Source organism: Rosenbergiella collisarenosi (assembly GCF_018494085.1).
In the GTDB taxonomy this organism is placed as follows: Bacteria; Pseudomonadota; Gammaproteobacteria; order Enterobacterales; family Enterobacteriaceae; genus Rosenbergiella; species Rosenbergiella collisarenosi.
Genome location: NZ_JABBFP010000001.1, coordinates 311,792 through 325,219 on the forward strand (window position 1 = coordinate 311,792; position 13,428 = coordinate 325,219).

10 protein-coding genes and 1 tRNA gene are annotated in these 13,428 nt (G+C 49.5%); 8 read left to right on the forward strand and 3 right to left on the reverse strand.

Annotated features, from left to right (window positions below; translation table 11 throughout):
* Positions 1–7: 7 nt before the first annotated feature.
* The 3 genes from mscM to rsgA all read right to left on the reverse strand — a co-directional run bounded on the left by mscM (position 8) and on the right by rsgA (position 5,425).
* On the reverse strand, positions 8–3,331 hold the full coding sequence (gene mscM, locus HGT70_RS01400) for a miniconductance mechanosensitive channel MscM (protein ID WP_214194700.1): 3,324 nt from the start codon (positions 3,329–3,331) through the stop codon (positions 8–10).
* Between the two features lie 17 nt (positions 3,332–3,348).
* Positions 3,349–4,278 (reverse strand): archaetidylserine decarboxylase, encoded by a 930-nt coding sequence (gene asd / locus HGT70_RS01405; protein ID WP_214194701.1) that lies wholly within the window; start codon positions 4,276–4,278, stop codon positions 3,349–3,351.
* Positions 4,279–4,375: 97 nt separating this feature from the next.
* Positions 4,376–5,425, reverse strand: a complete 1,050-nt coding sequence (gene rsgA / locus HGT70_RS01410; RefSeq protein WP_071433893.1) for a small ribosomal subunit biogenesis GTPase RsgA — start codon at positions 5,423–5,425, stop codon at positions 4,376–4,378.
* Between the two features lie 103 nt (positions 5,426–5,528).
* Here rsgA and orn point away from each other — a divergent pair, with 103 nt between their 5' ends.
* The 8 genes from orn to hfq all read left to right on the forward strand — a co-directional run bounded on the left by orn (position 5,529) and on the right by hfq (position 13,380).
* Complete coding sequence (gene orn / locus HGT70_RS01415; protein ID WP_071433895.1) at positions 5,529–6,074, forward strand: oligoribonuclease; 546 nt, start codon at positions 5,529–5,531, stop codon at positions 6,072–6,074.
* Positions 6,075–6,224: 150 nt separating this feature from the next.
* Positions 6,225–6,300, forward strand: a tRNA-Gly gene (locus HGT70_RS01420).
* A 341-nt stretch (positions 6,301–6,641) separates the two neighbouring features.
* Positions 6,642–8,159, forward strand: coding sequence for an NAD(P)H-hydrate dehydratase (locus tag HGT70_RS01425; protein WP_214194702.1), 1,518 nt, complete (start codon positions 6,642–6,644; stop codon positions 8,157–8,159).
* Between the two features lies 1 nt (position 8,160).
* On the forward strand, positions 8,161–8,637 hold the full coding sequence (gene tsaE / locus HGT70_RS01430) for a tRNA (adenosine(37)-N6)-threonylcarbamoyltransferase complex ATPase subunit type 1 TsaE (protein ID WP_071433899.1): 477 nt from the start codon (positions 8,161–8,163) through the stop codon (positions 8,635–8,637).
* Positions 8,634–10,220 (forward strand): N-acetylmuramoyl-L-alanine amidase AmiB, encoded by a 1,587-nt coding sequence (amiB, locus tag HGT70_RS01435; protein WP_214194703.1) that lies wholly within the window; start codon positions 8,634–8,636, stop codon positions 10,218–10,220. The genes tsaE and amiB overlap by 4 nt, the downstream gene beginning before the upstream one ends.
* 28 nt (positions 10,221–10,248) lie before the next feature.
* Complete coding sequence (mutL, locus tag HGT70_RS01440) at positions 10,249–12,057, forward strand: DNA mismatch repair endonuclease MutL (RefSeq protein WP_214194704.1); 1,809 nt, start codon at positions 10,249–10,251, stop codon at positions 12,055–12,057.
* Complete coding sequence (miaA, locus tag HGT70_RS01445) at positions 12,050–12,997, forward strand: tRNA (adenosine(37)-N6)-dimethylallyltransferase MiaA (RefSeq protein WP_214194705.1); 948 nt, start codon at positions 12,050–12,052, stop codon at positions 12,995–12,997. Before mutL ends, miaA begins: the two co-directional genes overlap by 8 nt.
* A gap of 86 nt (positions 12,998–13,083) precedes the next feature.
* On the forward strand, positions 13,084–13,380 hold the full coding sequence (gene hfq, locus HGT70_RS01450) for an RNA chaperone Hfq (RefSeq protein ID WP_071433907.1): 297 nt from the start codon (positions 13,084–13,086) through the stop codon (positions 13,378–13,380).
* The last annotated feature ends 48 nt before the right edge of the window (positions 13,381–13,428 follow it).

Here is a 13,428-nt window from a genome sequence, read left to right on the forward strand (position 1 = left end):
TGGCTTTTTAAAGGCCGCCTGATTGATAGCGGTTTGACTGCATCGCCGCGCTTGCCTTACCGACTTGCTCCATCCTAACTTGAACGGGAGGGTAAGGCAGTTCGATACTATGCTCACTGAAACTCGTTAGGATCTGCTGATGCAGGTCATGGCGCAGCGGCATACGATGTCCAATCTCTGCAGCATAAATTCTTAATTCGAAGAGCTGAATACCCTGCTGAATATCTACTAAGAAGGCCTCCGCCGCGGGGACTTTTAACACATAACTACAGCGGTTTGCCGCGGCGAGGAGAAGGTCTGTCACTACGGCGCTGCTAACATGGGGGGGCGCTGGAATGTTAAGAACCACGCGCGTATGAGCATCAGATAACGACCAGTTGATAAACTGCTCTGTGATAAAGGCACGGTTCGGGACTATGATCTCTTTTCTATCCCAATCGGTCAGCGTCGTTGCACGGGTATTAATGCGAGAAATCGTACCCGTAAGGTCTCGTAGCGTGACGGTATCGCCGATACGGATCGGTTTTTCAAACAGAATGATGAGACCGGAAATAAAATTAGCAAAGATTTCCTGTAGACCAAACCCCAATCCCAGCCCCATTGCGGCGACTAGCCATTGTAGTTTCGACCAGTCGATACCGAGCATCGAAAAGCCCATCATCACGCCAATGATCATCAGCATATATTTGGTCAGCGTAGTAATCGCATATCCGGTTCCTGGTGCCAAGTTCAGGTGCTGTAAAATGGCGAGTTCGAGCATCGCGGGCATGTTTCGAACTAGCTGCAGCGTGATGATTAATACCAGGATGGCAATTAGCACTGCACCTAGAGTAACGTCCTGTACGCTTTCTACACCTTGCATTGATGAGGTGACGCCCCACAGAGGGATATTCTCTAAAAAGGCAAAGGCAGAATGGAGTTCTGACCAGAGTAAAATAAGTGCGAACAGGGCGACGAGTGCCAGTAATGAACGGACTAAGCGCAGCGATTGGGCGCTAATCGTATCCAAGTCGATCACGGGCTCTTCGATCGTCTCTTGGTTTTCGCTGTTAAGTGTCGCATTGTCATCGTCTAAATGATTTCGAGCACGATTAGCCAGGATCTCTGCACGCCGCTGACGCGCGCGGTCGAACTCGATCCTCCGTCGCTGGATAAGCATCCATCGACGTATAATATGGTAGACGATGAGTAATAAGAACCAGATACCAACGGAACTTTCAACGCGCGCTAATAATGCTTGCGCGGTAGCTAGATAGCCGAGTAATGAGGCTATAATCGCGATGGGTGGGATAACAATCATGAGATCCCACAGCAAGCGGTTTACCATGTTCGTACTATTGCCTTGGCGGTCAAAGTAGAGCGGTAACCCTGCTCGACGTAGTGCATTGGAGACGATGGTTAACGCAATGCAGATGAGTATAAAACTGAGTCGTCCTAGCGATGCGGTGAAGGGGCGTTCCTCGATATTATCGAAGGTTATCAGCACCATGGTTAATGGGACGATAAAGCCGATACTCAGAGAATAGTAACGAACGGCTCGTGATACGGCTTGCTGTGGCCAGCGAAAGTGAGCAATGAATAAGCCATTAGGATGAGCGAATGCGGCACTGATCATAAAAGCCCACAGTAGCGGGAGTGTTGCCGTCACGCCATCACCGATTGCCACGGCGATGGGGTAGGGCCATGCCCGTTGCAATCCATAGCCTAAAGTAGCCCACAGAACCGGTAGGGGGAGGGCAACGAGTATTGACCAAAATACGGTCCGCAGCGTAAGTGAAAAGCGATCTTGGGTAACCTTACCAATACGACTGGCTGAGCGTGCCAGGAAGCCTTGATAGTGGCGACGCGAGCTGAGGCTGATGATGACTAACAAGAGCGCACCGATTACGGGGAGTATCGACTCTCTACTGGTCGCCACCATCACTAAGGCTTTGCCTAATTGGCCTAAGCTATCTAAGGAAAGTAGGCGAGTGAGGTCTTGGACGACCTGTACCGGATAGTGCAAACTGACGGCATTAATATCCGCCGTCCAGAATAGATAGCGGTGAGTGGCGTCAGTGACATCACCCAGCGCATCTTGCAACTGTGTATTCGCGACTTTGAGCTTGGTTATTTCTAAGATTAGAGCGTCGCACCCCGAAATAAGTGAATTAAGGAGCTCGCCTTGCGTAGTAAGCTGCGCATCGAGAATACGCCGTTGTTCCGCGGTGATCAGCGTTCCGCTTACTTGGCGCGTTTCGCGCAGCGCATGTTGGCGCGCTAACAGGTCTTCATAGTGCAGACGCTGAACGCGTAAATCGCCCATTTCACTATCGATTTGTTGAGACTTTGGTGCATCAGGGAGTCTAGCCACTTGAGCGCGTAGCGCCTCACCTAGCAGAGTCGATTCACCCAGCCACTGCGATTGCTCGCGAAGGGTGGAGAGTGCTTGGCGAACTTGCTGTGTTTGGTTAGCCACTAAGCGTTGCTGGGAAGACACCAACTCCATATGCTGCGCTTGCTGGTTTAATGCGCCTGATAGTTCACGGTTGACCGTGAATTGCTCATGAATGACTGGCGGTAAATCGCCACTATTCTCGGCCAGCTGCTCGGTACGTTCCAACGCCCGTTGCGCCTCATTCTGCCGTAGGGCGCTTTGACGAGTACGTAAGGCCTGGAGGTAAGTATCCAGTTGAGTAATTGTTTTTTGATGAAATTCTGCGCGTAATTTAGCCAGTTCTTGTCGATTATTGGCAGAAAGTTGGGCGAGTTCCAATTCATTGACCCGAGCTTTGTTTGCGGCATTTTCAGCGTCGTAGGCATTGCCGCGCGCCTGCCCGAGGGGGGTCGTGGAAACTTGGTAATTTTGTGAACGACGATCACTTTCGGAGAGTGCTCGCCGCGCATCAGTTTGGTCGCTAGGGAGCTGAGTCAGAGAGTCGCTAATTTCACGCGCTTGATCTTGTTCTTGCTGCGCTAGGCGTCCTTCCTCCAATAACTGGCTGCTGACACGTAATATTTCTTGTTCTATATCGCTGCTGGTTAAAGCAGGATTGACTCGTTTACTGGTTTCATTGAGTGTCGTGATTTGCTGCCGTAAGGTCGCGGCTAACTGAGGATAGTTATCAATAACTTGTTGATATTGGCGCGCATTCTCTATCGATTGATTACGCTGATTAGTGTAATCCAAAGCACTCTTAAGTGCCTGGATGATATCGGTCTGTGCTGCCGGATTTTTACTATTTTGTGCCTGCTCCAACGCTTGCCGGATTTGGGGGGGCTCTGGCAGTGCATAAGTCGTGAAAGATGTACTAAATCCTAAACTTAGTAGAATAACGAGTAATATACGCACTGCCAGGCTCTCCGGAATTAGACGTTAGTCTGCTCTGTACTATCGCGTTTAGGCTGTGAAGGCGTAGGCGTTAGTGCTTCATCCGCGATGATTTCTGCTAAAGGCTGCCCCAGTCGCGTTGGCGCCTGAGCTTCTAACGCTTCGCTTAGACGAACTTGGTTAGGCGCGAATAAGTTAATGACGGTAGACCCTAATTTGAAGCGGCCCATCTCTTGGCCTTTAAGTAGGATGATTGCTCCTTTTTCATCGGCTTGTGGATAATGCCAGCGCTGAATAACGCCTTCCCGTGGTGGGGTGATAGTCCCTGCCCAAGTCGTTTCTATGCTACCAACGATGGTCGCGCCGACAAGGATTTGTACCATGGGCCCCATATCCGTATCGAAGTAACAGATAACGCGTTCGTTACGGGCGAATAGGTTTGGGATATTTTGTGCCGTTAACGGGTTGACTGAGTAGAGGTCGCCGGGGACGTAAACCATCTCACGCAAAATGCCATTGCATGGCATATGGACACGATGATAATCACGTGGAGCTAAATACGTGGTGACAAACTGGCCATTATAGAAGTGTTGTGCACGCTCTTCGTTACCCGCAAGTAGTGCCTCAAGTGTGTAGTAGTGGCCTTTCGCCTGGAAGATTTGGTTCTCGTCAATACGTCCACATTGGCTTACTGCGCCGTCTGCAGGTTGAACCAAAATATTCGCCGCATGGTCGATCATACGAGCACCGTCTTTTAGAGGACGCGCGAAGAATTCATTAAAGCTTCGATAGCTGCCAGTATCAGGCTTCGCCGCCTCTTGCATATTAACCTTGTAATACCAAACAAAAAGGTCAATGACGGCTTTAGTTAACCAGCCTGCTTGGCGGCTTGCTCCCCAGCCTGCCAGCTCGGTGAGTTGTTTCTTAGGAAGAACGGCGTTGATACCTAATTTCAACTTGTCTAACACGGGCGCCTCCTGGCGTATTCAATCAATTTGCACAATATTGCGGCCAATACCGCAATAACGAAGGGGGACGACGTAAGGATTACGTTGCTAACAGTGACTAGTCCTTACTGGCGAAATTTTTTCTTATTTTTACCGAGGTCATACTTTCAAGAATACGATGGTAATTTTCAAAACGGAGTTCATCAATCTCGCCGAGTTCAACCGCGTGACGCAACGCACAGCCCGGATCATCAAGATGTTTACAATCTCTAAATTTACAGAGGCCGAGGTACGGTTTAAATTCGACAAACCCTTGGGTAATTTGTTCCGGCTCAAGATGCCACAGTCCAAACTCGCGAACGCCTGGCGAATCGATGACGTCCCCACCTTGAGGGAAGTGATATAAGCGGGCTGCTGTTGTCGTGTGCTGCCCTAACCCTGAGTTGTCCGAAACGTCGTTGGTGAGAATAGCGGTGTTATCTAGCGCATCAAAACCCAGTAACGCGTTGAGTAAGCTTGACTTTCCGACACCAGATTGCCCGGCGAAGATACTGACTCGATCGGTTAATGCGTCTTCAAGGGGCTGTAGGCCCTCTCGCTGGTGACTCGAGACTTTTAACACTTGATAGCCAATATCTTGGTAAATGGCCATCTGTTCATCGACGAACGCCATCCCTTCATCGTCCAACAAGTCGGTTTTATTCAACACTAGCAATGGCGCAACATTTAGGGTCTCGCAGGCAACCAAGTAGCGGTCAATAATATTTAATGATAGCTCGGGTAAAATAGCGGAAACGATAATAATTTGGTCGATATTTGCGGCAATAGGCTTAATACCATCGTAGTAATCGGGTCGGGTGAGGACTGATTGGCGTTCGTGTACCGCTTCTACAATACCTTTCCCCATACCCGCTAACGGCGCACGCCACACGACGCGATCACCGGTGACTAACGAACGAATGGTTCTACGCAAGTTACAACGCCAAATCACGCCTTGCGGGTCTTCGACATCAGCATGCATGCCGAAGCGGCTGATAACTCGGCCGTCTTGAGGTTCAGCGAATAGGCTATCATCAGGCTCCGCTTTCCCGTCACGTTGCTGTAACCGACGCTGGTGGTTGGCATTGACACGCCTTTGCTGACCTTTTGATAGTTTATTTTTACTCACACAACCTCTCGCCTAACAGATGTTTCGCCCTGAGTGGGCAAAAGGTCTATGATACACCTTAATGAGAACAAATGGCGAATTTAGCGGGGATGAGAGGTCGAGCATGACGCAAAGTAAAGATAACCTTATATGGATTGATTTAGAGATGACTGGCTTGGATCCACAGCGTGATCGGATTATTGAGATCGCGACCATCGTTACCGATGCACAGCTAAATGTGTTGGCAGAGGGGCCCGTACTAGCGGTTCACCAGAGTGACGAGCAGTTAGCGTTAATGGATGAGTGGAATGTGACTACCCATACCCATAGCGGCTTAGTATCGCGCGTGAAACAGAGCACGGTGACTGAAGCGCAAGCAGAGCAACTAACACTCGCCTTCTTGAAGCAGTGGGTCCCGGAAAATAGCTCACCTATCTGCGGTAATTCTATCGGCCAGGACCGTCGTTTTTTGGTTAACTACATGCCAGAACTGGAAAATTACTTTCACTATCGCGCGCTGGATGTCAGTACTCTGAAGGAGTTAGCGCGCCGTTGGAAACCTGAAATCTTGCAACAGTTTCATAAAAAAGGGACTCATCAAGCGCTTGATGATATTCGCGAGTCCATTGCCGAATTAGCCTTCTACAAAGAAAACTTCTTAAAATTATAGTCTTTCTGAGTATTTACTGTGCAAACTGCCGAGTAAATCGGCAGTTGGAAAGAAAAATAAAAAAAAGCGATGCTAGGGGGTTGCGCAGACCAATTATTCTCGTATAATTCGCACCCCGTAACGGTAGTAAATATTTTTACTGTTCAGGGCGCGGGAATAGCTCAGTTGGTAGAGCACGACCTTGCCAAGGTCGGGGTCGCGAGTTCGAATCTCGTTTCCCGCTCCAAGTCTTCACTCCATCTAAATAAAAAATTTATCTTATTAGACTAAAGCTCAGTCTGAGCTAACGTTATCGAATTATTTTCAACAGAGTTATCCACAGGCCATTCACAGGCTAAGCGATTCATAAAAAAATCAATTATAAAATTAAACCGATGATTTTTAAGGGTTTGTTAATTAATCATTATGCGATTTTATTCCTAAATACTTTTCCTTTCTTGATACTAAAAAAATCTATTCACAATTAAATTATCGTTGTATTTCTGTCGCTTAGGCACGATCGCCCCTATCCTTTTTATTTGTTCGATTAATAGATCGCTAAAGGTTATCTCAGAGGGAGTCGTTATTATGCGTGTCTTTTCAACAGTCAGTGAGCAACTGCCCCATCATTGTTGGCCGGTACCAGACGTGGCAGGGTTGGAACAACAGTTATACCAGCGAATAGGGGGCTCCGCTTACCAGCTCATGTGGCAAGCGGGTGAGGCATTACTTACCCACATCACACAGCGCTATGCCGAGGCTCGCCATTGCTTAGTGCTCTGTGGAACCGGAAATAATGGTGGCGATGGTTTTGCGCTAGCCTATCTTTTGCAACAGTCTGGTCTGGAAGTTACCGTCGTAGAAGCGAGTTTACACAACCAAAGGCCTTCTGAAGCCTCGCAGGCAAAAGTCGTGTGGGAGGAGGTCGCCAAGCGTTGCTCGTTAGTACCGGGAGATCCGTGGCCGGGAGATGTTGATCTCATCGTTGATGCGCTTTACGGTATTGGCCTTCGCCAGCCCCCTCGAGATGAAACCCAACAGCTTATTCATCTCGCCAACCATTTTGATGCACCGATAATAGCCGTCGATATTCCATCTGGTCTAGATGCGCAAACGGGCCAGCCGCTTGGTGTAGCGATCAAAGCGACCTCCACACTCACCTTCATCACGCTAAAACCGGGTCTTTTAACGGGAAAAGGACGTGAGTATAGCGGTACATTGTACAGCGCAGACCTTGGTTTTACCCGCTTATGCCCTCACGAGACTACGCCGATCACCTGTCTGACTGAGCACGATCTCCCTCGTTGGCTACCACCACGTCAGGCTAGTGCCCATAAGGGAGATATGGGCAAGGTCGTGGTTATTGGCGGGGCAGAAGGGACGGCAGGTGCAATACGGCTGAGTGGCGAAGCTGCGTTACGCAGTGGTGCTGGGTTAGTAAGGGTGTTGACCCACCGCTCAAATATTCTACCCCTATTGTCGGCACGGCCCGAATTGATGGCTGCGGAATTAACCGATGAATCGTTGGAAGAGGCGATAGCGTGGGCGGATGTGATCGCTATCGGCCCAGGGCTGGGGCAATCAGATTGGGCGAAAAATGCGCTTAACCAAGTAAAATTAAGTAAAAAAACCATGGTATGGGATGCAGATGCGCTAAACCTCCTAGCAATCGAACCGGATAAACGTCAAAATCGGATATTAACTCCACATCCTGGAGAGGCGGCTCGCCTATTAGGTATCAGCGTTGCAGAGGTTGAGGCCGATCGTATCGCGGCGGCACAGCAACTTGTTAATCGGTTCGGTGGAGTCGCAGTGCTGAAAGGCTCTGGCTCGATTATTGCGGACGGTTCTGGTCAGCTAGCTATCGCTTACGTGGGCAATCCGGGTATGGCCAGCGGTGGCATGGGCGATATTTTAACTGGTGTGATAACCGGGTTCCTAGGTCAACAGTTGGCCTTTTTTGAGGCAGCCTGTGCCGGTGTCGTCGCTCACGGCCACGCCGCAGATCTCGTTGCACAAGAGTATGGGATGCGCGGAATGCTCGCTCTGGATGTGGTGGATAAACTAAGAATAAGTGTCAATCCACTTCACGATAATGATGAGTAACATGACAAAGAAAACATTTATCCTTGCTGATTTAGCGGCCACCCTCGCATTGGGTGGTCGATTAGCGAAAGCCAGTAAGCAAGCGACAATTATTTATTTGGTCGGGGATTTAGGGGCAGGAAAAACAACGTTTAGCCGGGGGTTTCTTCAGGCTTTAGGCCATCAGGGTAATGTTAAAAGCCCTACCTATACGCTGGTTGAGCCTTACGAGATTAATAATCGTCTCGCCTATCATTTCGATCTTTATCGCCTTGCTGACCCTGAAGAACTGGAGTTTATGGGGGTTCGTGACTACTTTAGTGGTGATGCCATTTGTTTGGTGGAGTGGCCACAGCAGGGGACGGGTATCCTCCCTAACCCCGACTTAACCATCACGTTACACTATCAGGGTGAAGGGCGTAAGGCTGAGGTCGTGGCGGGTTCACCGTGGGGCGAACAGCTTGTAGAGCAAATATCCAGTAATGAGGGAACGGCATGATTCTACGACGATTGATCCTCGTCGTCCTATGTTGCCTCGTGAGTCGAGCGTTAATGGCGGCTTCACTCTCGGATATCCAAGTGGATAACCGGGAGAACCAATCGATAGTTACATTGAGTTTTGCCGACAAGCCAACCTCATCGTGGTTTAGCCTGCATAATCCTGAACGCTTCGTGATGGATATACATGAAAGCGGGGCAATCAAAGGATTACCGCTTAACTTCAGCGGTTCGAACCTGGTTAAGCGCATCCGCACGAGCCAACCGCCGAATAGTCAGGCTATCCGTCTCGTCTTTGAATTGACCCAGCTTTCTGGGTCGTCGGTGACTACACGACAAACCGGAAACCAGTGGCAAGTTACCGTGACGCTCAACGGTAAGACGCCTCACCCCGGTAGCCCGGCAGCGCCGCCTGTCGAAAAGAACCCTTTTACTCCGGTAAAAACGGCAGTCAGTAATACGAATACGACCAGTTATCCCGGTGGGCAAGTCACGCGGAACCAAGTCGTCATTGTCGCTATTGATGCGGGCCACGGTGGGCAAGATCCTGGGGCAATTGGCCAACACGGTTTGAAAGAGAAAAATGTCACTCTTGCCATCGCACGTAAGTTGAAAAAACTGTTAGATGCCGATCCGATGTTTAAGCCGGTGCTCACCCGTAACGGAAATTACTTTATTTCGGTCATGGGGCGTTCAGAGGTTGCGCGCAAGGAAAATGCTAGCCTACTCGTGTCGATTCATGCAGATTCAGCGCCCGTACATTCGGCAAGTGGGGCCTCGGTGTGGGTGCTTTCAAATCGACGGGCCAATTCTGAGATGGCGAACTGGCTAGAACAAACAGAAAAGCAATCCGAACTACTGGGCGGAGCTGGGGATTTGCTGGCGAATAGTCAGTCAGACCCTTACTTAAGCCAGGCCGTGCTCGATTTACAATTCGGCCACTCTCAGCGAGTGGGTTACGATGTTGCCACTAAGGTGCTACAAAATCTTCGCCAAGTCACCCCGTTGCATAAACGTTTGCCCGAGCATGCAAGTTTAGGCGTGTTACGATCCCCAGATATTCCTTCCTTGTTAGTCGAGACAGGATTTATTAGTAATGCCCAAGAAGAGCAGTTGTTAGGAAGTGCTGCTCATCAGAACAAGATCGCCCATGCTATCTATCGAGGCCTTCGCGCCTATTTCCGTAGCCACCCTTACCAGTATATCCCGGCTAACGAGAATCGTCCGGTGTCGGTGATGACGACTCAACCGCTATCGTCTCAGCAGGCGTCGCTGCACGTAGTAAAGCGAGGCGAGACGTTATCGGGAATTGCTGCACAGTATGGCGTAAGTAGCCAAACGATCATTACCCAAAATCATCTAAAAAAATCGGGGGTATGGGTGGGACAGCGGCTCCGTATCGGAGGAGCGACTTCATCAGGCTCACTCGCCGGCAAGGTGATTAAACATAAAGTAGTACGTGGTGACTCCTTGAACGCGCTAGCCTTGAAATATGGGGTAAGTGCCCAAACGATCATCACTAAGAACAAAATGCGTTCTGCAAATGTTATGTTAGGGCAGACCTTAACGATCCCTTTACCTTAACGGAAGTCAACGCTGCAGAGGATATTATATGTCGATTCAGATTTTACCCCCGCAGCTGGCCAATCAAATTGCCGCCGGAGAGGTAGTGGAACGTCCTGCTTCTGTCGTAAAAGAGCTAGTCGAAAACAGCCTCGACGCTGGTGCTACCCGTATTCAAATTGATATCGACAAGGGCGGTGCAAAACGTATCTCTATTAGAGATAACGGTTGTGGTATCGCGAAAGAACAACTCGCGCTCGCGTTAGCGCGACATGCGACCAGTAAGATAGCCTCGCTTGACGATTTAGAAGCGATCATGAGCCTAGGCTTTCGTGGCGAGGCACTCGCGAGTATTAGCTCGGTCTCCCGCCTTACGCTTACCTCGCGACCTGAGGCGCAGCATGAAGCTTGGCAAGCTTATGCGGAAGGGCGAGAGATGGAGGTTAGCCTTAAACCGGCAGCACATCCTTGCGGTTCAACGCTTGAAGTCCTTGATCTCTTTTATAATACGCCCGCCAGACGAAAGTTTTTACGTACCGAAAAAACTGAGTTCACTCATATTGATGAAATCATTCGGCGTATCGCGCTGGCGCGCTTTGATGTTGAATTTATTCTGACGCATAACGGTAAGCAAGTGCGACACTACCGCGTGGCGAATAATGAAAAACAAAAACAGCAACGACTTAGTGCGATCTGCGGGGCGGGTTTTGTGTCGCAAGCGGTGTACATTGATTGGCAACACGATGGCTTAGGCATTACGGGGTGGGTGGTTTCACCCGACCATGTCCAATCGTCAACAGAGTTGCAGTATTGCTATGTAAACGGTCGAATGATGCGGGATAAGCTAATCAATCATGCGATTAGGCAGGCCTATCAGCACTATATTGATTCACAGCAAACGCCTGCTTATGTGCTATTTTTAACAGTCGATCCCCATCAGGTTGACGTTAATGTACACCCAGCTAAACACGAAGTCCGTTTCCATCAGTCTCGACTCGTTCATGACTTTATTTACCAAGGTGTGGTCAGCGCGCTGACTCCGGCAGATGCCCAACGGCCGACAGAGGAAAGTCCTGCTGTACCGTTATCGCAGCCGATTATCGCTGAAAATCGTACGGCGGCCGGGAAAAATAGCTTTGCACAACCGAGCCGTCCAACGGCTCCTCTGCGAGACTACTCGTCAGAACCTTATCGTCAAAAAGAGGCTGAGGTCTATCAACGACTCGTTGCCTCGACACCTAAAATCGATAAGGCTAGCGATGATAGTGCAGTGAGTGACTATGCCGAGCCACTGGTGGGGCACTGTCAGGGGTTTGGACGAGTATTAACGGTGTGTCAGCAACGCTTTGCGTTACTGGAGGGAGAGAGCGGGCTAGCATTATTCTCGTTGGTCAAGGCCGCGACCCTCGTCTTAGCGGAGCAGCTTACGCCACAGATGCAGCCCTTGGTGTCGCAGCCGTTACTGATTCCGTTGCGCGTAAAATGTAGTGCAACGGAAAAGCATACCCTTAATGATTATAGTGAGCTATTGCAGCGTTTCGGTTTTGATTTACATGGTGACGGGCAATACAGCACACTGCGTGCCGTGCCGATACCGCTGCGTGCGCAGAATTTACAACGTTTGCTGCCAGAAATGATAGAGTGGCTAGCCTCGACGAATGAAGGAGAGCCTCTGGCACTCGCAACGTGGTTAGCGAAGAAAAGCGTGGGGACTGAGCAGACCTGGAGCCATTCGCAAGCGATCACGCTATTAGCGGATTTGGAGCGCCTCGCGCCGAGGCTGGTGGCATCACCGCCAAAGGGGCTTATCCAGCCATTACCCTTAGATCCTTTTTTTGAAGCGTTATTAAATGAATGAATTGACATCGCAACTCCCTAAGGCCGTTTTTATTATGGGGCCTACCGCTTCAGGTAAAACCGCTTTAGCGATCGAGCTTGCCCAAACCTTGCCGGTAGAAATTATTAGCGTCGATTCGGCCTTGGTGTACAGAGGAATGGATATTGGGACAGCTAAACCGACGATAGTCGAGCAGGCTGTGGCCCCGCATCATTTACTCGATATTATCGATCCTAGCCAAAGCTATTCTGCGGCAGATTTCCGTCGTGATGCCTTAGTAAAAATGGCGGAGATCACCCAGCGTGGGGCAATACCCGTTCTAGTAGGTGGGACGATGCTCTATTTCAAAGCGTTACTCGAGGGATTATCGCCACTCCCCTCGGCTAACGCGGAGATCCGTCAGCAACTGGAACAGCGTGCAAAATTAGAAGGTTGGGAAACTCTTCACCAAGAACTTTGTCTGATAGATCCGCAAGCCGGTAAAAGAATTCATCCTAATGATCCGCAAAGACTCACGCGAGCACTGGAAGTTTTTCTCATTTCAGGTAAAACTCTAACAGAGTTAACGGAAACTGCGGGGGAAGCGCTTCCCTATGAGGTGTTTCAGTTCGCTATCGCCCCTCAAGAACGTGAGGTGCTACACCAACGGATTGAACAGCGTTTCCACCAAATGCTGAACGAGGGCTTCGAAGCAGAAGCCAGAGCCCTTTATCAGCGTGGAGACCTGCATGTGGACATGCCTTCTGTGCGTTGTGTCGGTTATCGGCAAATGTGGTCATGGCTTGACGGCGAAATAGATTATAATGAAATGGTTTTCCGTGGCATATGTGCCACACGCCAATTGGCTAAGCGGCAAATGACCTGGTTGCGAGGGTGGAATTCCCTTGTTTGGCTTGACAGCCTACAACCCGATCAAGCTCGTGAAAAAGTTTTAAACGTTATTCGTGCTATAACTGATTGATTATTTGCAATCTTCAGGCATGGTATGCCATAGCGGCTTTTAAACTCTATAATAATTACACTACGAACGTATAAGGAAAAGATAGAATGGCTAAAGGGCAATCACTACAAGACCCGTTTTTAAACGCTTTGCGTCGCGAGCGTGTACCTGTCTCAATTTACTTGGTTAACGGGATCAAACTCCAGGGCCAAATTGAGTCTTTCGACCAATTCGTTATTTTACTGAAAAATACCGTCAGCCAAATGGTTTACAAGCACGCCATTTCAACGGTTGTGCCATCGCGCCCTGTTTCTCACCATACTAATGCACCAGGTAGCAGCAATTATCATAATAATGGAACTGCTGGTACGGGTTCACACCATGAAGGTGAGTCTGCAGAGTAATATCCTTTCGACCGGAGAGTTTAGGCTCTCTGGTTGCCATCCTTCAGT

Excerpts from the sequence above, each read along its gene's own strand:
- orn (WP_071433895.1), top strand. The coding sequence starts at position 5,529 with ATGACGCAAAGTAAAGATAACCTTATATGGATTGATTTAGAGATGACT.
- HGT70_RS01425 (WP_214194702.1), top strand. The coding sequence starts at position 6,642 with ATGCGTGTCTTTTCAACAGTCAGTGAGCAACTGCCCCATCATTGTTGG.
- tsaE (WP_071433899.1), top strand. The coding sequence starts at position 8,161 with ATGACAAAGAAAACATTTATCCTTGCTGATTTAGCGGCCACCCTCGCA.
- amiB (WP_214194703.1), top strand. The coding sequence starts at position 8,634 with ATGATTCTACGACGATTGATCCTCGTCGTCCTATGTTGCCTCGTGAGT.
- mutL (WP_214194704.1), top strand. The coding sequence starts at position 10,249 with ATGTCGATTCAGATTTTACCCCCGCAGCTGGCCAATCAAATTGCCGCC.
- miaA (WP_214194705.1), top strand. The coding sequence starts at position 12,050 with ATGAATGAATTGACATCGCAACTCCCTAAGGCCGTTTTTATTATGGGG.
- hfq (WP_071433907.1), top strand. The coding sequence starts at position 13,084 with ATGGCTAAAGGGCAATCACTACAAGACCCGTTTTTAAACGCTTTGCGT.